Source organism: Cupriavidus sp. 8B (assembly GCF_054589115.1).
The window spans coordinates 24,112-41,303 of sequence record NZ_BAAILO010000656.1 but is presented as its reverse complement, the minus strand read 5'-3'; the positions used below and the strand labels follow the sequence as shown (position 1 = coordinate 41,303).

Genomic DNA, 17,192 nt, shown 5'->3' with positions numbered 1-17,192 from the left:
GGCGGGCGCTGGCCGCGCCCGCCGATGCCGCTGATCATCTCGCGCTCAAAGGTCAGCAGGTACTTGGCGATGGCCCAGCCGCCGTTTTGCTCGCCCACCAGGTTGGCGCGCGGCACCACCACATCGTCAAAGAAGGTCTCGCAGAACGGCGACTTGCCGGAGATCAACACGATGGGCCGCGCCGTCACGCCCGGCGTTTCCATGTCGAACAGCAGGAAGCTGATGCCGGTGTGCTTCTGCGCCGAAAAGTCGGTACGCACCAGGCAAAAGATCCAGTCCGCCTTGTCGGCGTATGAGGTCCACACCTTCTGCCCATTGACGACAAAGTGATCGCCGCGCTCGTCGGCGCGCGTTTGCAGCGAGGCCAGGTCCGACCCCGCGTTGGGCTCCGAGTACCCCTGGCACCAGCGGATCTCGCCACGGGCGATCTTGGGCAGATGCTCGCGCTTCTGCGCCTGCGAGCCAAACTTGAGCAAAGCCGGGCCAAGCATCCAGATGCCGAAGCTTTGCAGCGGCACCCGGCAGCCGAGCGCTTGCATTTCCTGGCGCAGCACCTTGGCCTGCTCGCGGGAGAGACCGCCGCCGCCATACTCGCGCGGCCACTCCGGCACCGTCCAGCCCTTCTCGCCCATGCGCGTGAGCCAGAGGCGCTGCGCCTCGGACTGGAAGCGGAACTTGCGCCCACCCCAGCAGATGTCGTCTTCGTTGCGCACGGGCTGCCGCATTTCGGGCGGGCATTGCGCTTCCAGCCAGGCACGTACCTCCTGCCGGAAGGTTTCCAGGTCATCCACGCTTGCCTCCTGTTTTTGGCTTGTCTTGTTTTGATTTGGTTTCGTTATATAAGCCCGACCCCGCAACGTCAATACTCCATTTCCTAAAACGGCAACAGAACACCGCAAGCAGCTCAAGAAGCGCGCACTGCCAGCATTTTCCGCCGATGTGATAGGATTCTCGAAAACATACCGTAACCACTAAACCGGCAAGAACACCAAGCCGGTCGGCGCCCGCGTGGCGCAACCAGGAGACAATGTGGAGGCTGAAGCCACCAGCGCGCCGCGCTGTGCCATCCCTGCCTTCCCCGGCGCCCGGGCGCCGGATCGCTCGCGCGCCGTCAGCGCGGACGGCATCCGCATCGCCGTCCATGAGTGGGGCCCGATCGACGCCACGCCGGTCCTGCTGGTGCATGGCGCCATGGATTTCGCGCGCACCTTCGATGTCTTCGCGCCGCTGCTGGCCGATGCCGGCTACCGTGTGGTGTCTTACGACCAGCGCGGCCACGGCGACTCCGAGCATGCCGACCTGTACAGCTGGGTCGCGGACGAACGGGACCTGCTGGCCGTGGCCGACTCGATCACGCGCGCGCCGCTGATCGCAATCGGCCATAGCAAGGGCGGCTCGTTGCTGGTGCATGCCATCCAGGCGCTGCCGCACCGGTTCACCCGCTTTGTCGCCATCGATGGCCTGCCCTTTCGCAATCCGCACGCGGACAGCGCCGTGCGCGACAAGAAATCGATGACCGCGCCCATCATCACGCGCTGGCTCGATACGCGCCGGCAAAGCCCGGGCCTCGCGCGCAAGCCCGGCACCCTTGAAGATCTCGCCCAGCGGCGCGCCCGGATGAACCCGAGGCTCGCCCATGCGTGGCTGTGCTACCTGGCCGCGCTCGGCGCGCGCCAGGATGCGGACGGCTGGCGCTGGAAGCTCGACCCGGTGATCGGCTCCTCCGGCTTTGGCCCCATGCGCGCGCGCTGGATGACCGACCGCCTGCCGGGCTTTCCCATTCCCATGCTGGCCATCTTCGGCACCGAGCGCGAGCCCATGGGATGGGATGCCACCGCGGCCGACCTGGCGCCGTACTTCCCGCCCTCGACCCAGGTGCAGGTAATGGCCGACACCGGGCACTTCATCCATATCGAGCGCCCGCGCGAGACCGCGGCGCTCATCCTGCCCTTCCTTCGTTCATGACCGTCTACCTGCGCCACAATCGCCTGCGCCTTGCCCTGCATCCGCTCAAGCCTGGCAGCGGGCCCGCGTTGCTGTTGCTGCACGGGCTTGGCGAGCGCTCGCCGGACACGCTGCCGGCGGAGTACGCCGGCTGGCCCGGCACCGTGCACGCGCTGGATTTCACCGGGCACGGGCTCTCGGACATGCCTCGCGGCGGCGGCTACAGCTGCGAGTTCCTGATGGCGGACGCGGATATCGCGCTGGCGCACCTGGGCCCGTCGACCGTGGCGGGGCGCGGGCTGGGCGGCTATATCGCCTTGCTGCTGGCCGGCGCGCGCCCGGAACAGGTGCGCGGCGCCATCCTGCGCGACGGCCCCGGCCTGGCCGGTGGCGGCACCGCCGCGCGCAATCCGTATATCCCGGTGGTCGACACCACGCGCACCGGGCCGCCCGACCCTTACGCCATTGCCGACCTGGCGACCGACGTACGCCCGCCAAGCTACGCGGCCAACTACGCGATGCTGGCCGCGCAGCATGCCGACACGCCGCAGCCGATCTCGATCTGCACCCGTGAGCGCCCGGATTGGCTGAAGGCGGTGACGGAACTGCTTTCGCTGGAGAAGGTGGAACTGGGCCAGGCGCTGCAACACTACGCATCCCAGGCGACCGTGCGCGGGGGCTCGCCGGCATGAAGGCGGAACTCGCCGCGAACGCCACCCTCGGCACAAATGCCGGACATGGCGATGCGCACGCGCTGGCGGAGCACAACTTCCACGCCCACGTAAAGCAGCACCTGCCGCGCAACGCGCGGGCCTACCTGATCCACGGCATGCTGGGCATGACCGGCTTCCGGCTGGTGACCGCCCCCACCTTCGTGCCGGCCTATATCTACCTGCTGTCCGGCTCCAAGCTGGTGGTGGGATGCGTGCTGTCCGCGCAGTACGCCGGCATGGCGATGTCCTCCATCTGGGGCGCGACGCAGATCGAGCATCGCCAGCGCGTGATGCCGCTGATCTACCTGGTGGGCTGGCTGGTGCGCCTGCAGATCCTCGGCCTGGGCTTGTCCGCCTTCCTGCTTTCTGGCGACGGCGCACTGGCCGCCGCCGCCGTGTTCCTGCTGCTGTTCGGCCTGTTCAACGGCGTGCAGAACGTGACCTTCAACTACCTCACGTCCAAGATCATTCCGCTGGGGCGACGGGGCGCGCTGAGCGCGTTGCGCAATTTCCTCGGCGGGCTGATCGCCGCCGCCGTGGCCTATCTCGGCGGCCGCTTCCTGGTGGGCGGCAATGTGTTCGGCAATGGCTACGCCACCACCTTCCTCGCCGCCTTCGTGCTCACCAGCCTGGGCATCTCCGCGCTGACCCGCATGCGCGAGCCGGTGCTGCACGATGTGCGCGTGCAATCGGGCTTTCGCAAGCGCCTGCGCGAAGTCCCGGCGCTGCTGCGCGCGGACAAGCACTACGTGCGCTTCTTCGTTGCCCGCGCGCTGGTGGCGTTCAGCATGATGGCGGTGCCGTTCTACGCCATCTACGTTGGCAGCCATCTGCCGCTCTCTGGCGCCACACTTGGCTACCTGAGCATTGCCTACCTGCTGGCGCAGACCACCAGCAACCTGATCTGGGGCCGCCTGGCCGACCGCCACGGATATCGGCTGGTGTTCCTGTGCAGCATCGGGCTGTGGGTGCTGTCCACCGCCGCGCTGCTGCTTTGCAATGGCCTGGGCGCGTTCCTGCTGGTGTTCTGCGGGCTGGGCGCCAGCTTTGGCGGCTACTTCCTGTCCGCGGACAACTTTGCGCTGGAGTTCGGCAACCGGCGCGACCGTCCCATGCTGCTGGCCGTGTGCGATACAGCCACCTACGCGATGATGGCGTGCGGGCCCATCCTCGGCGGCATGCTGGCCCAGGGGGTGCGTTTCTCGCTGGTGTTCGTCGCGGCCATCGTGGTGATGAGCATCGCCTTTGTGCTCGCCCTGCGGGTGGAAGAGCCACGCCGCCGCCCGCGGCCGCAGCGGGAGGGCAACGAGTAGCGCCAACCTAAAGCGTACAGGCTCACCAGGCTCAAGAGAATAATCAGGAGACAGGATGACAACCAGGACCTACCCGGAATTCAGCACGCACTACCCGCTTGTGCTCACCACGATCATGAAGCGGCCGGTGCGCATGTACCCCAACGAGATCGGTGTCGTCTACCGCAACCACGTCACCGGGGCGTATTTCCGCTTTACCTGGATGCAGTGGTATCGGCGCGTGGCGCAGCTGGCCAACGGCCTGCGCGGCGAGCTCAAGGTACTCGCCGGCATGCCCGGGGAGCCTGGCGAGCGCATCGCCACGATGGCGCTCAACACCCACCGCCACCTTGAGCTGTACTACGGCGTGACAGGCATCGGCGCCACGCTGCACCCGATCAATGTCCGGCTTTCTCCGCAGCACATCGTCTACACCATCCGGCACGCGCAGGACAAGATCCTCTTTGTCGACGACACGCTGATGCCGCTGCTCGAAGGCATCTACGACCAGATCAAGGATGTGGTCGAGCTGGTGGTCTATATGTCGGACAAGCCGGGCCTGCCGCCGACCCGCATCCCCAACATCGTCGAGTACGAAACGCTGATCGCCCGCCAGGCCGACACCATCGACTGGCCCGTGCTGCACGAGGACGTCAACGCCACGCTGTGCTACACCACCGGCACCACGGGCCAGCCAAAAGGCGCCACCTTCACGCATCGCCAGCTCTACCTGCTGACGATCCACATGATGGCGCAGCTCGCCATCGGCAACACGCCGGACCATGATATCGCCGACGGCCTCGGCGCGCGCCTGGGCGAAGGCGCGGTGCCGTTGCTGAACACCCCCATGTTCCACATCCACGGCTGGGGCCAGCCCTTCGTCGCCGTCTACAGCGCGCAGAAGATCGTGCTGCACGGCACCTTTACCGTGCAGGGATTCTGCGAACTGGTGGAGCGCGAGAAGGTGACCTCGGTAGGGATCGTGGCGACCATCGCTGCCATGCTGCTCGAATACCCGGACCTGAAGCAATACGATCTCAGCAGCCTGGTGCGCGTTAGCGTTGGCGGCGGCGCGCTGCCGCTCGGGCTCAAGCGCAAGCTGGAAGCCCTGATCCCCACCTTCCGCATGAGCTCGGGCTACGGCATGACGGAGACCGCGCCCACCATCGTCGGCTCGTTCATCAAGAAGACCATGGTCCACCTGGACCGGGACGAGACCGATGCGGTGCTGGTCAAATCCGGGCTGCCGATCCTTGGCGTGGAGGTGGAGGTCGTGGACAACGCAGGCAAACCGGTGCCCCAGGACGACCACACGGTTGGCGAGATCGTGGTGCGCGCGCCCTGGACGACCGAGCAGTACTACCGCAACCCCGAGAAAAGCGCGGAGCTCTGGCAGGACGGCTGGCTGCATACCGGCGACATCGCCAAGGTGGATGCCGAGGGCTATATCACCATCGCCGACCGCATGAAGGACGTGATCCGCAGCGGCGCGGAGATGGTGCCCACGGTGCTGCTGGAGAACCTGATCGCGATGGCGGATTTCGTGCACGAGGCGACGGTGGTCGGCGTGCCCGACCCGGTGTGGGGCGAGAAGCCCCTGGCGCTGGTCAGCGTGCGCACCGGCTTCGAGGCCAGCGAGGACAGCGTCATCGATTTCCTGAAGGTACACGGCGTCGATACCGGCAAGATCACCAAGTGGATGCTGCCCAAGCTCGTCGCCATCACGCGGGACATCCCCAAGACCAGCGTAGGCAAGTACAACAAAAAGCAGATCCGCGATGACCTGGAACGATTCCTCGCCATCGCCAAGGACGTTTCGCACCGCCATGGTTAAGCATTCCATCCCAACACAGCAGGAGCATTCCAATGCGTGAAGCCGTCATCGTTTCCACCGCACGTACGCCGATCGGCAAGGCCCATCGCGGCGCGTTCAACAACACGCAGGCGCAGGAACTCGGCGCCCACGCCATCGCGCACGCCGTGCAGCGCGCCGGCATCGATCCGGCGGAGATCGCCGACGTGATCCTGGGCTGCGCGGTGCAGCAAGGCTCGAGCGGCGGCAACGTCGCGCGCCAGGCGCTGCTGCGCGCGGGGCTGCCCGTCACGGTGTCGGGGATGTCGATGGACCGCCAGTGCGCCTCCGGGCTGATGGCGATTGCCACGGCCGCCAAGCAGATCATCGTCGACGGCATGCAGGTTACCGTGGGCGGCGGGCTGGAGTCGATCTCGCTGGTCCAGAACGACAAGATCAACCGCTATCGCGCGCAGGATCCGCAGTTGGTGCAGACCCTGCCGCAGATCTACATGACGATGCTGGAGACCGCCGAGATCGTGGCGCAGCGCTATGGCGTGAGCCGCGAGGCCCAGGATGCGTACTCGCTGCAGTCGCAGCAGCGCACCGCCGCCGCGCAGGAAGCCGGCCGCTTCGACGCGGAGATCGTGCCGATCACCACCACCATGCTGGTCACCGACAAGGTCAGCGGCGCCGTGAGCGAGAAGCAGGTCACGCTGGCCAAGGACGAAGGCAACCGCCCCGGCACCACGCTGGCCGACCTGCAGGCGCTCAAGCCGGTGTTCAAGAACGGGCAGCGCGTGGCGCAGGGCAGCTTCATCACCGCCGGCAATGCCTCGCAGTTGTCCGACGGCGCGTCCGCCATGGTGCTGATGGAAGCCAAGGAAGCGGAACGCCGCGGCCTGCAGCCGCTGGGCGCATATCGCGGCATGGCCGTCGCGGGCTGCGATCCGGACGAGATGGGCATTGGCCCTGTGTTCGCCATTCCCAAGCTGCTCAAGCAGCACGGCTTGTCGATGAACGACATCGGCATCTGGGAGCTGAACGAGGCGTTCGCCAGCCAGGTCCTGCATATCCGCGACACGCTGGGCATTCCGAACGAGCGCCTGAACGTCTCCGGTGGCGCGATCTCCATTGGCCATCCCTACGGCATGTCCGGCGCGCGCATGAGCGGTCACCTGCTGCTGGAAGGCAAGCGCCGTGGCGCCAGGTTCGGCGTGGTGACGATGTGCATCGGCGGCGGCATGGGCGCGGCCGGGCTGTTCGAGATTTTCTGAGGCTGGCGATTGCGCTCGCTTCAAGCCGCCTACACTCACACACCGACACTCTGGAGTCCACACGCATGACCGCCATCAACGCAGTCGCAGATCTCGCCATTGAAGGCGACATCGCCATCCTTACGCTCAACTCGCCGCCGGTCAACGCCTTGTCCGCCGCCGTCCGCGCCGGCATTCTCGATGGCGTCAAGCTAGCCATCGCCGACAGCAACGTCAAGGGCATCGTCCTGACCTGCGCGGGCAAGACCTTTATCGCCGGCGCCGACATCACCGAGTTCGGCAAGCCGCAGGTTGGCCCGTCGCTGGCCGACGTGCAAGCCGCGATCGAAGGCTCGCCCAAGCCCGTGGTCGCGGCCATCCACGGCACCGCGCTGGGCGGCGGGCTGGAAGTCGCGCTGGTCTGCCACTATCGCGTGGCGGCTCGGTCGGCCAAATGCGGCCTGCCCGAAGTCAACCTCGGCCTGCTGCCCGGCGCCGGCGGCACGCAACGCCTGCCCCGCATCGTCGGCCCCGCCAAGGCGCTCGACATGGTGACCTCCGGCGCCCACATCGGCGCGGCCGCCGCCGCGGAGATGGGGCTGTTCGACCTGGTGACCGATGACGCCGCGCTGCGCGCCGACGCCATTGCCTTCGTCAAGCAGGTCAACGCCGAGCAGCGCCCGCTGCGCAAGGTGCGCGACCTCAACGAAAAGGTGGAAGCCGCGCGCGGCAAGCCGGAGCTGTTCGCCGAGTTCCGCCGCGCCAACGCCCGCAAGTTCCGTGGCTTCGACGCGCCCGAATACAACATCCGCTGCATCGAGGCCGCAGTCAACCTGCCGTTCGACGAAGGCATGAAGGTAGAGCGCAAGCTCTTCATGGAGTTGATGAACGGCACGCAATCCGCCGCGCAGCGCTATTACTTCTTCGCCTCGCGCCAGGTCTGGAACCTGCCCGACGTGCCGGCCGACACGCCGACCATCGACGTGAAGAAGGTGGGCATCATCGGCGCTGGCACCATGGGCGGTGGCATCGCCATGAACATGCTCAATGCCGGCATTCCCGTTGTCATCGTGGAAACCGCGCAGGAAGCACTGGACCGCGGCGTGCGCACCATCCGCGCCAACTACGACAACACCGCCAAGAAGGGCCGCATCACCGCCGCCGATGTCGACAAGCGCATGGCGCTGCTGACCCCGACGCTGGAGCTCGGCCAGCTGGCCGACGCCGACCTGGTGATCGAAGCCGTCTATGAAAACATGGACGTGAAGAAGGACATCTTCGGCAAGCTCGACAAGATCGTGAAGCAGGGCGCCATCCTGGCCACCAACACCTCCGCGCTCGACGTCAACGAGATCGCCTGCGCCACGTCGCGCCCGGAATCCGTGATCGGCCTGCATTTCTTCTCGCCGGCCAACGTCATGAAGTTGCTGGAAGTGGTGCGCGGCGACAAGACCGCCAAGCCCGTCATCCGCACCTCGATGGAGCTCGCCCGCAAGATCGGCAAGATCGCCGCGCTGGTGGGCGTGTGCCCGGGCTTTGTCGGCAACCGCATGCTCGCCCAACGCCAGCGCGAAGCGCAGAAGCTCGTGCTCGAAGGCGCGCTGCCGTGGGACGTCGACCGCGTGCTGTACAACTTCGGCTTCCCGATGGGCCCGTTCGCCATGAGCGACCTGGCCGGCCTGGACCTGGGCTGGATCCGCGAGAAGTCCAGCAGCTCCACGCTGCGCGAGATCCTGTGCGAGATGGACCGGCGCGGCCAGAAGACCGGCGCGGGCTACTACGACTACGACGAGAAGCGCAACGCCATCCCCTCGCCCGTGGTCGAGCAGATCATCCGCGACTTTGCCGCCAGGCAGGGCAAGACCAGCCGCGTGGTCTCCGAGCAAGAGATCCTGGAGCGCTGCGTCTACCCGATGATCAACGAAGGCGCGAAGATCCTGGAAGAAGGCAAGGCGATCCGCGCTTCCGACATCGATGTGGTCTGGGTGAACGGCTACGGCTGGCCGGTGTACCGGGGCGGCCCGATGTGCTACGCGGACACGATCGGGCTGGACAAGGTGCTGGCAGCCATGAAGAACTTCGAGGCTACGCTCGGCGCGGACTTCAAGCCGGCCAAGCTGCTGGAGGACCTGGTTGCGCAGGGCAAGAAGTTTGGCGACCTGAAGTAAGCCGTTGGGGCACTACCTGTAGGTGTGCCCCCCCTGGCCGCTACGCAGCGTGACCGCGTCGCAGGAATTCGCCGATGCCGTGGTGTTCTTCCTGTCGCAGTGGGCGCGGGCCGTCACTGGCCAGAACCTGATTGCGGATGGCGGCCTGGTGAAGGGCTAAGCCCCTTGCCCGGTCGTCAGCTGGCTTGCCAGGCGGTCGCGGGCAACCAGCGCGGAGCCTGCGGCCTGATGGGAGGCATGCCACCGGCGCGCTCTGCTACCGTGCCACGACTGCGCGACTACACTACCAGGCGGCTACGCGGCTACGCGGCTGCGCGCCGCCAGCGCCGCAGCTCCAGCCACTGCCAGGACAACAGTGCCGGAATGCCGAACAGCACCTCGCGCGCGCGCTTGACCAGCGCCAGCGACAACGCCACCTGAGGATCGACGCCTAGCAGGTGGCCAAGCAGCATCACTACCGCCTCTTGCACCCCAAGGCCGGCCGGCACGAAGAAGGCCACGTGACGCACTGCCTGGGTCAGCGACTCGATGGCCAGCGCCTGCCAGAACGGAACGGGATGGCCCAGCAGCCATAGCGCGAACCAGACCTCCGCCGCGCCCACAGCCAGGCCGGCGAACTGCCAGCACAGCGCGGCGAGCAGTTCGCTGCGGCGCGCATTCAGGGCTCGGATCTGCGCGTCCAGCCGCGCGCCATCGATCATGGCGACCAAGCGGTGGTCTGTCCCGAACAAGCGCCGCGCGGCGCCTTCGAGCCGCTCGAACAGCGCGCTGTGGCGCAGCGAGAGCGCAAACATCACGGGCACCGGCAAGGACAGCAGCAAGCCGGCCAGCACCGCCCAGGCCTGGCCGCCGCCACTACCAAGTGCCAGCAGCAACAGCACCACGCCGAGCGCGGAGAACAGGTACTGCGCGAACAGCGTCACCATGACTTCCACCACGATGCTGGCGGTCACGGCGGTGGTATCCGCGATGCGCAGGCGGCTCAGGCGGATGCCAACCAGCTCGCCACCCACGCCAACCGTAGGCAACAGGCGGTTGACCGCCTCGCGCACGGTGGCCACCCACCACAGGAAGGCAAGGCTGGCGGACTCATCGGGATCGGCCGAGGTCAGCAAGACCCGCCAGCCTTGCGCGTCCAGCAGCAGCGGCAGGCCGTGAAAGGGTACGAGCAACAGCAGGGCCCAGCCCGCCTGGCCAACCATGCGGCCAATGTCGGCCGCGCCTTGGTGCAGCACGAGCGCGGTCAGGGCGAGTATGCCGAGCAGGCCGGCCAGGTAGATCAGGCGCTTCATGCGGGAGCCAGGGCGCCGGGCGCGCCAAAGATGTCTGTGAAGCCGCCGCGGCGCACGCCGGCGCGCTCGAGCGCCTCGCGCACGCGGGGCGACAGCAGCGCGGCCAGCTCGTCGGCATGGCGATAGCCACGCATGCTGGGCGCCACCTCGGCACCGGAGACCACGCTGGGATGCAGGTAGATCTCGCCCACGCCCGCCGGCAGCTGAGCCAGCGCGGCCAGCAAGGCGGCTTCGTCCATGCCGCCGCTATTGGCGATGCCAAGCACGTAGTCGTTGTGGGCGATGCCGGCCAGGTCCAGCCGCCTGCGCAGCAAGGCCAGCCAGGGCCGCAGCAGCAGCGGAGCCGCAGGCTCGCTGGGCAGGCGCATGGCGTGCAGGCCGAACTCGCGGCCGATCTGCAAGATCAGGGACAGCACGGTGGGATGCAGGTGGAAATGCTTGTGCGTGTTCACGTGGTCCAGCGTCAGCCCGGTGGCCGCGAACGCCTCGAACTGGGCGCGGATCTCCGCGGCCAGCTGGCGCCGCACATGCGGCAGGAAGAAAAAGCGCAAGCCGTCGCGCGCCATGGCCGAGCCGAAGCGGCCGTGCGCATCCACCAGCGCCGGGATGGCAGCCGGAGCCAGCACGGCCGGGCCATCGGCCAGCACCACATGCAAGCCCACGCGCAAGCGCGGCAGGCGCCTGGCGCGCGCCACCGCGTCGGCGGCCGCGCTCGCGCCCACCATCAGGCTGGCGGCGTTCAGCACGCCGTCGCGGTGCGCCAGCTCCACCGCTTCGTTGACGCCGCCATGCAGGCCGAAATCGTCGGCGGTGATGATCAGGGCACGCCGCGCCGCAGGGTCAGACGCCACAGGATCGCGCGCCAGGGTCAGGCCTCATGCGAGCGCAGGAAGCGGAAGAACTCCACCCCTTCGCGCAGGCGGCGCTTCATCATGTCCCAGCTGCCCAGCATCTCGCGCACGATCTCCCAGATCTTGCCCGGACGGAAATAGAAGCGCTTATAGAAGGTCTCCACGCCGTGGTAGATCTCTTCCTTGGACAGGTGCGGGTAGCTGATCGCGGCGAGCTGCACGCCCTTGTCGTTGACCAGGTTGATCACCTTGTTGTCTTCCAGCCAGCCGTTGTCCACCGCCTGCCGGTACAGCGTGGTGCCGGGATACGGCGCGGCCAGCGAGACCTGGATGGTGTGCGGGTTGAGGTCCTTGGCGTACTGGATGGTTTTCGCGATGGTCTCGCGCGTCTCGCCCGGCAGGCCGAGGATGAAGGTGCCGTGGATGATGATGCCGAGCTTGCGGCAGTCCTCGGTGAAGCGGCGCGCGATATCCGTGCGCAGGCCCTTCTTGATATTGAGCAGGATCTGGTCGTCGCCAGACTCGTAGCCCACCAGCAGCAGGCGCAGGCCATTTTCCTTCATGATCTTGAGCGTGCTGTAGGGCACGTTGGCCTTGGCATTGCAGGACCACGTCACACCCAGCTTGCCCAGCTCGCGCGCGATCTCTTCCACGCGCGGCTTGAAATCCGTGAAGGTGTCGTCGTCGAACATGATCTCCTTGACCTCGGGCATGTTCTCCTTGATCCATTTGACCTCGGCGATCACATTCTCCGGGGATCGCGTGCGATAGCGGTGCCCGCCCACGGTCTGCGGCCACAGGCAGAAGGTGCACTTGGAGCGGCAGCCGCGCCCGGTATAGATCGAGACGTAGGGGTGCTTCAGGTAGCCGATGAAGTAGTTGTCGATCTTCAGGTCGCGCTGGTAGACCGGCGCCACGAAGGGCAGCTCGTCCATGTTCTCGATCATCGGGCGCGGGCCATTGTGCTCCTGCGAGCCGTCCGGCAGCTTGTAGCTCAGGCCAAGCACATCCTTGAGCGGCTTGCCGGCAGCCACCTCCTGGCAGGTGTAGTCGAACTCCTCGCGGCACACGAAATCGATGGCGGGGCTGGCGCCGAGCGTGCCGCTGGGATCGACCGCGGGCTTGGCGCCTACCATGCCGATCATCACGCCAGGGTGGCGAGCCTTGAGCTCCTCCGCGAACTTGGCGTCGGTGGGAAAGGACGGCGTGCTGGTGTGGATGATGACGAGTTCATAGCCGGCGGCGATATCCAGCGTTTCCTGCACGCCCAGGCCGTCGGCAGGCGCGTCGAGCACGCGGCTGCCCGGCACCAAGGCGGCGGGCTGCGCCAGCCACGTCGGGTACCAGAACGATTTGATCTCGCGCTTGGCCTGGTAGCGCGAGCCAGCGCCGCCGTCAAAGCCATCGAAGGAAGGCACCTGGAGGAACAAGGTTTTCATAGCAGCCTCGGGGGATTCAAGCCGTTTGTCGAAAGGGAAGACTAGCGTTCCGGCACGCCATTGTCCGTCCCCTCCGTCATCAAGGGAAGGGGGCGAAGCGTGGCGCCAGCACCCTGGTAAGGTTCCATGCCCGCGCGCGGCTGCGGCGGCGCGTCGGGGGTGGGAGGGTCGCGCACCGGCAATATCCGATCGCGCCAGCGCACCTGCGAACCGGCCAGGGCGACGGCCCACTCCACAATCAGCAGCGTATCGCGCAGCGGCGCCATCAGCGCGGCGCCGAGGCCGCCAGCCAGGATGCTGCGCGCCAACCCGCCCACCAGCACCGCGGCCAGCACAAGCGGCTGCGGCGAGAGCCAGGCGGCCAGCGCCAGCATTGGCCAGGTGAACGTGATGAAGGTGAAGGCGAAGCCAGCCGGGTTCAGCGAGCGGATGGTGCGCATCCACCGCAATTCATGCGCCCACAGCTCGGCAAGACTGGATTCCGTCACATCGGTGCTGACCATCTCATCCGACAGCACCGTATCCAGCCCCTGGCGCCGAACCAGCTCGCCCAGCCAGAAATCGTCGGCCAGCCGGTTAGAGAGCGCTTCGAACCCGCCAATTGCGGCCAGCGCGTCACGCCGCAGGGCAATGGTGGCGCCAAAGGAAAAACTGCGGGAGCCGCCCGCGTGGGCGACTCGCACCGATGGCGCAAACCACTGATCGATGAAGCCGACCCCCAGGCGCGACCAGAAGCCGCCGATCGGCTGGCCGCGATACAGGCAAGTCACCACACCGACCCGGGCATCGGCCAGGGGGGCGGTGACGCGGGCAAGATAGTCCGGCGCCACGGCAATGTCGCTATCGGCGACCACCAGCCATGCGTGACGCGCGCTGGCGCACAGATTGATCAGGTTGCTGGCCTTGAGATTGCTGCCATGCACCCGTGGATCGATGACCAGGTCGATCTGGCAGGCGGGAAAATCGGCGCGCAAGCGCTCCACCACGCCGATGGCCGGATCGTCGGCAGCACGCACACCAAACACGATCTGGTAGGCGGGGTGCTGTTGTCGGCACAAAGTGGCAAGGTTTTCGTAGAGACGGGGCTCGGCGCCGCAAAGCGGCTTGAGCACGGTCACCGGGCGAACGCTCGCACTATCCGGGACTACCCCGGCGGCCATAGGGCCGGGCGAGGACCTTCGGCTGACCCATGCCGCCACCACGGCATATGCTGCCGAGAGCCATGCCACTGCAGGACCAGCGAGCGCGTCCAACGTCATTTCGGCCAGCCCTCGTTTTAGGGTGTTGACTAAAGCCGTACGGTATAGCGTGAATACTTAAGGAAGTATTAAGAGGAAATATGACGCAGGGAAGTAATTTCGTCTACTAGGGAGATGGCCAATGGCGTGGGGACAACGTGGGGTACTCAAATTGAACAAAAAAGATATTGACAACAATTCTTGTTGATTTTATCTATATCGGAAGCGTCAGGGCCGGGGACCGGGCCCTGCCCGACCACTACGATCAGAGCGCCTCGCCCGCCTTGAGCACGCCCGCCACCTGCAAGGACGTGTTAAGCCAGGCGGGGCGCAACGCCTGGCCGGACCGGATGCCGTCGATCCGCTTACGCTCCGCCTCCACTTTCTCTGCTGCCAGACCGATCAGCCCAGCCACCTTGTCGCGCTCGACCACCACCACGCCGTCGGCGTCACCGATGACGAGGTCCCCTGGCCTGACGGTGACGCCCCCGCATTGAATCGGATGGTTCACGCGGCCGGGTACGAGCTTGGTGGGACCGTTTGGATTCGTGCCCACGCAATACATGGGAAAACCCAGCTCGACAATCTCGTCGGCGTCGCGCGATGCCGCGTCCAGCACCACCGCTGCCACGCCAAGCGCCTTGCACTGGTTCGTCATGATGCTGCCCATCAGCGCGCACGACTGATCGCCCTTCCCGTCCACCACGATCACATCGCCAGGCTTTGCGAGCGCCATGGCGGCGTGGATCATCAGGTTGTCGCCCGGCCGGACTTCGACCGTGAGCGCGGGCCCGCAGAAGCGGCTCGCGCGATCGAGCGGTGCGATGCGCCCGTGCATGCCGCCGCGGCGCCCCGCCACATCCGCGAAGATCGAGGCGGCGAACCGAGATGCTTGCGCGATCAGGTCCGGGCGAACGCGTTCGAAGTCCCGGACCATATCCGGCAGGTTGCTCTCGTTGTCCATGTCGGGTTCCTATCAATTCAGCGTGACGTTGGCTTCTTTGATCACGCTGACCCATTTGCGCTTATCGGAGACCAGGAACTCGCGGAATTTATCCGACGTGCTGCCAACCACCTCCATGCCGTCCTGGCTCAGGCGCTGTGCGATCTCCGGCTGGCGCAGCACCTGCGCCACGTCGTGCTGCAAGCGCGCGACCACGCTGGCGGGGGTACCCTTGGCCGCGCAAAGCCCGGTCCACGCCACGGGGTCAAACCCGGGTACGCCAGACTCCGCGAATGTCGGCACGTCGGGCAGCGACTGCAGGCGCTGCAGCGACGCCACGCCAAGCACGCGCAGCTTTCCGGATTTCGCGTAAGGCAGGGAACTGATGGGCTGGTCGAAGATCAGGGAGACCTGGCCGCCGAGCAGGTCCGTCATGGCCTGGCCCGTGCCCTTGTAAGGCACATGGACGATGTTGATGCCGGCGCGCAACTTGAGCATTTCGCCAGCGAGGTGGCCCGCCGTGCCATTGCCGGACGAAGCGAAGTTCAGCTTGCCCGGATTGGCCTTGGCGTAGGCAATCAGTTCCTTGACGTTGTGGATGGGCAGCGCTGCGTTGACCAGCGCGATGTACGGCGTGTTGGCAATCAGGGACACGGGAATGATGTCGGTCTGCGGATCGTAGCTGACCTTCTGCAAGGACGGCTGGATGGACAGCATCCCCGTGGTGCAGATCATCAGGGTGTGGCCATCGGCGGGGGCTTTCAGCATGGTATCGGCAGCGATGTTCCCGCCGGCGCCCGGGCGGTTGTCGATAAGCACCTGCTGGCCCAGGACCTCGGACAGCTTGGGCGCCAGCAGGCGGGCGACGATATCGTTCGAGCCACCAGGAGAAAAGCCCACAAGGATGCGGATCGGCCTCGAGGGATACGCGGGCTCGCCATGGGCGGCCGTGGCAAGCAGCGGCAAGCCCGCCGCGACGAGGCGAAGACACTTCAGCAGAAAGTTCATGGTGCGCCCTGGTGGATGGATGGAAGGAATGTCGTGCAATGCCTAGCGAATCAATGCTGCGGCTGCAGCCTCGATCCGGCGGCAGCCCTCGTCCAGCTGCGCCATGCTGGCGGCAAACGAAAGCCGGAAATGCGTATCGACGCCATAGGCGGAACCCTGCAGTACCGCGAGGTCCTGCGAGTCCAGCAACCAGTTGACCCAGTCGTCGCTGGACCGGATCACCGTGCCGCGCGGCGTGCGCGCGCCGATCAGCGATGCGCACGACGCAAAGACATAGAATGCGCCGGCCGGCGCCTGGCAGTGAATGCCGTCGACCTGCCCGAGCGCAGCAACGACCCTGTCCCGGCGCGCCTGGAAGACCGCCTTGTTGGCCGCGATGAAATCCTGCGGGCCATCCAGCGCAGCGATCGCCGCGGCCTGCGCCACCGAATTGGCGCCGGAGGTGCTTTGCGATTGCAGTTTCACCATCGCCTTGATGAGCGGCGCCGGCGCGCCGGCGTAGCCGATGCGCCAGCCCGTCATCGCGTAAGCCTTCGAGACGCCGTTGATGGTCAGCGTGCGCGCCTTCAATGAAGGAGCGGCTTGCACCAGCGTGACAAAGGTGGCGTTGTCGTAGGTGAGGTGCTCGTAGATGTCATCCGTCATCACCCAGACGTGCGGGTGACGCTCCAGGACCTCGGCAATGGCGACCAGCTCCGCGCGGGTATAGGCGGCACCGCTGGGGTTGTTCGGCGAATTGAGGATCAGCCAGCGGGTCCGCGCGGAGATGGCCCGCTCGAGATCCTCGGGCGTGAGCTTGAACCCGTTCTCCGGCTGGCACGCCACGAACACCGGGACGCCACCGGCAAACAACGTGATATCCGGGTACGACACCCAGTATGGCGCGGGCACGATGACCTCGTCGCCCTGCTGCACCGTGCACATGAGCGCATTGAAGATGACCTGCTTGGCGCCGGTGCTGACGATGATCTCGCTGGCCGCATAGTCGAGCCCGTTCTCCCGCTTGAATTTTTGCGCGACGGCGTGGCGCAGCTCGGCGGTGCCGCCCACATCGGTGTAGCGCGTCTTGCCGGCGTTCATCGCGGCCCAGGCTGCCTCCCGGATGTGAGCCGGCGTCTCGAAGTCCGGCTCGCCGGCAGTGAGGCCGATCACGTCGCGTCCCGCCGCGCGCAGCTCGCGCACGCGTTGTCCCGCCATGGAGCTGGGAGATGGCTTGATTCGGTTAAGTCTGTCGGTGAGCTGGAGCATGAAGCGTC

At 66.5% G+C, this 17,192-nt stretch carries 14 protein-coding genes and 1 pseudogene; 7 read left to right on the top strand and 8 right to left on the bottom strand.

Annotated features, from left to right (window positions below; translation table 11 throughout):
* A partial coding sequence (locus ACYP5B_RS52665; RefSeq protein WP_459575441.1) for an acyl-CoA dehydrogenase family protein occupies positions 1 to 791 on the bottom strand: 791 nt, incomplete at its 3' end.
* Positions 792 to 1,029: 238 nt separating this feature from the next.
* Here ACYP5B_RS52665 and ACYP5B_RS52660 point away from each other — a divergent pair.
* The 7 genes and pseudogenes from ACYP5B_RS52660 to ACYP5B_RS52630 form a co-directional block, all read left to right on the top strand.
* The gene (locus ACYP5B_RS52660) at positions 1,030 to 1,965 is read left to right on the top strand and encodes an alpha/beta fold hydrolase (protein ID WP_459575439.1); all 936 of its coding nucleotides are present in this window, start codon (positions 1,030 to 1,032) and stop codon (positions 1,963 to 1,965) included.
* Complete coding sequence (locus tag ACYP5B_RS52655; RefSeq protein ID WP_318234562.1) at positions 1,962 to 2,636, top strand: alpha/beta fold hydrolase; 675 nt, start codon at positions 1,962 to 1,964, stop codon at positions 2,634 to 2,636. The genes ACYP5B_RS52660 and ACYP5B_RS52655 overlap by 4 nt, the downstream gene beginning before the upstream one ends.
* A complete protein-coding gene (locus tag ACYP5B_RS52650; RefSeq protein ID WP_459575437.1) occupies positions 2,633 to 3,970 on the top strand; it encodes an MFS transporter in 1,338 nt (445 codons plus the stop codon). Before ACYP5B_RS52655 ends, ACYP5B_RS52650 begins: the two co-directional genes overlap by 4 nt.
* Positions 3,971 to 4,025: 55 nt before the next feature.
* Positions 4,026 to 5,783 carry a long-chain-fatty-acid--CoA ligase gene (locus tag ACYP5B_RS52645; protein ID WP_459575436.1) on the top strand — a complete coding sequence of 586 codons (1,758 nt, stop codon included), beginning with the start codon at positions 4,026 to 4,028 and terminating at the stop codon, positions 5,781 to 5,783.
* 32 nt (positions 5,784 to 5,815) lie between these two features.
* Positions 5,816 to 7,018 (top strand): acetyl-CoA C-acyltransferase, encoded by a 1,203-nt coding sequence (locus tag ACYP5B_RS52640; RefSeq protein ID WP_400095413.1) that lies wholly within the window; start codon positions 5,816 to 5,818, stop codon positions 7,016 to 7,018.
* Between the two features lie 65 nt (positions 7,019 to 7,083).
* Positions 7,084 to 9,165 carry a 3-hydroxyacyl-CoA dehydrogenase NAD-binding domain-containing protein gene (locus ACYP5B_RS52635; protein WP_459575434.1) on the top strand — a complete coding sequence of 694 codons (2,082 nt, stop codon included), beginning with the start codon at positions 7,084 to 7,086 and terminating at the stop codon, positions 9,163 to 9,165.
* Positions 9,166 to 9,202: 37 nt separating this feature from the next.
* Positions 9,203 to 9,325: pseudogene (locus ACYP5B_RS52630) on the top strand (SDR family oxidoreductase); the annotation flags it as partial.
* A 142-nt stretch (positions 9,326 to 9,467) separates the two neighbouring features.
* On the opposite strand, the gene ACYP5B_RS52625 reads toward ACYP5B_RS52630, so the two are convergent.
* From ACYP5B_RS52625 to ACYP5B_RS52595, 7 genes are all read right to left on the bottom strand, one after another.
* Positions 9,468 to 10,457 (bottom strand): lysylphosphatidylglycerol synthase domain-containing protein, encoded by a 990-nt coding sequence (locus ACYP5B_RS52625; protein ID WP_400095410.1) that lies wholly within the window; start codon positions 10,455 to 10,457, stop codon positions 9,468 to 9,470.
* Positions 10,454 to 11,308, bottom strand: a complete 855-nt coding sequence (gene hpnK / locus ACYP5B_RS52620) for a hopanoid biosynthesis-associated protein HpnK (protein WP_459575432.1) — start codon at positions 11,306 to 11,308, stop codon at positions 10,454 to 10,456. Before hpnK ends, ACYP5B_RS52625 begins: the two co-directional genes overlap by 4 nt.
* A gap of 17 nt (positions 11,309 to 11,325) precedes the next feature.
* A complete protein-coding gene (gene hpnJ, locus ACYP5B_RS52615; protein ID WP_400095409.1) occupies positions 11,326 to 12,747 on the bottom strand; it encodes a hopanoid biosynthesis associated radical SAM protein HpnJ in 1,422 nt (473 codons plus the stop codon).
* A 41-nt stretch (positions 12,748 to 12,788) separates the two neighbouring features.
* Positions 12,789 to 14,006, bottom strand: a complete 1,218-nt coding sequence (gene hpnI, locus ACYP5B_RS52610) for a bacteriohopanetetrol glucosamine biosynthesis glycosyltransferase HpnI (protein ID WP_459575429.1) — start codon at positions 14,004 to 14,006, stop codon at positions 12,789 to 12,791.
* A gap of 244 nt (positions 14,007 to 14,250) precedes the next feature.
* Complete coding sequence (locus ACYP5B_RS52605; RefSeq protein ID WP_459575428.1) at positions 14,251 to 14,949, bottom strand: RraA family protein; 699 nt, start codon at positions 14,947 to 14,949, stop codon at positions 14,251 to 14,253.
* 12 nt (positions 14,950 to 14,961) lie between these two features.
* Complete coding sequence (locus tag ACYP5B_RS52600; RefSeq protein WP_318234550.1) at positions 14,962 to 15,936, bottom strand: Bug family tripartite tricarboxylate transporter substrate binding protein; 975 nt, start codon at positions 15,934 to 15,936, stop codon at positions 14,962 to 14,964.
* 42 nt (positions 15,937 to 15,978) lie between these two features.
* On the bottom strand, positions 15,979 to 17,184 hold the full coding sequence (locus ACYP5B_RS52595; protein ID WP_400095404.1) for a pyridoxal phosphate-dependent aminotransferase: 1,206 nt from the start codon (positions 17,182 to 17,184) through the stop codon (positions 15,979 to 15,981).
* Between the last annotated feature and the right edge of the window lie 8 nt (positions 17,185 to 17,192).

Excerpts from the sequence above, each read along its gene's own strand:
- ACYP5B_RS52655 (WP_318234562.1), top strand. The coding sequence starts at position 1,962 with ATGACCGTCTACCTGCGCCACAATCGCCTGCGCCTTGCCCTGCATCCG.
- ACYP5B_RS52650 (WP_459575437.1), top strand. The coding sequence starts at position 2,633 with ATGAAGGCGGAACTCGCCGCGAACGCCACCCTCGGCACAAATGCCGGA.
- ACYP5B_RS52645 (WP_459575436.1), top strand. The coding sequence starts at position 4,026 with ATGACAACCAGGACCTACCCGGAATTCAGCACGCACTACCCGCTTGTG.
- ACYP5B_RS52640 (WP_400095413.1), top strand. The coding sequence starts at position 5,816 with ATGCGTGAAGCCGTCATCGTTTCCACCGCACGTACGCCGATCGGCAAG.
- ACYP5B_RS52635 (WP_459575434.1), top strand. The coding sequence starts at position 7,084 with ATGACCGCCATCAACGCAGTCGCAGATCTCGCCATTGAAGGCGACATC.
- ACYP5B_RS52625 (WP_400095410.1), bottom strand. The coding sequence starts at position 10,457 with ATGAAGCGCCTGATCTACCTGGCCGGCCTGCTCGGCATACTCGCCCTG.
- hpnJ (WP_400095409.1), bottom strand. The coding sequence starts at position 12,747 with ATGAAAACCTTGTTCCTCCAGGTGCCTTCCTTCGATGGCTTTGACGGC.
- hpnI (WP_459575429.1), bottom strand. The coding sequence starts at position 14,006 with ATGACGTTGGACGCGCTCGCTGGTCCTGCAGTGGCATGGCTCTCGGCA.
- ACYP5B_RS52605 (WP_459575428.1), bottom strand. The coding sequence starts at position 14,949 with ATGGACAACGAGAGCAACCTGCCGGATATGGTCCGGGACTTCGAACGC.
- ACYP5B_RS52600 (WP_318234550.1), bottom strand. The coding sequence starts at position 15,936 with ATGAACTTTCTGCTGAAGTGTCTTCGCCTCGTCGCGGCGGGCTTGCCG.
- ACYP5B_RS52595 (WP_400095404.1), bottom strand. The coding sequence starts at position 17,184 with ATGCTCCAGCTCACCGACAGACTTAACCGAATCAAGCCATCTCCCAGC.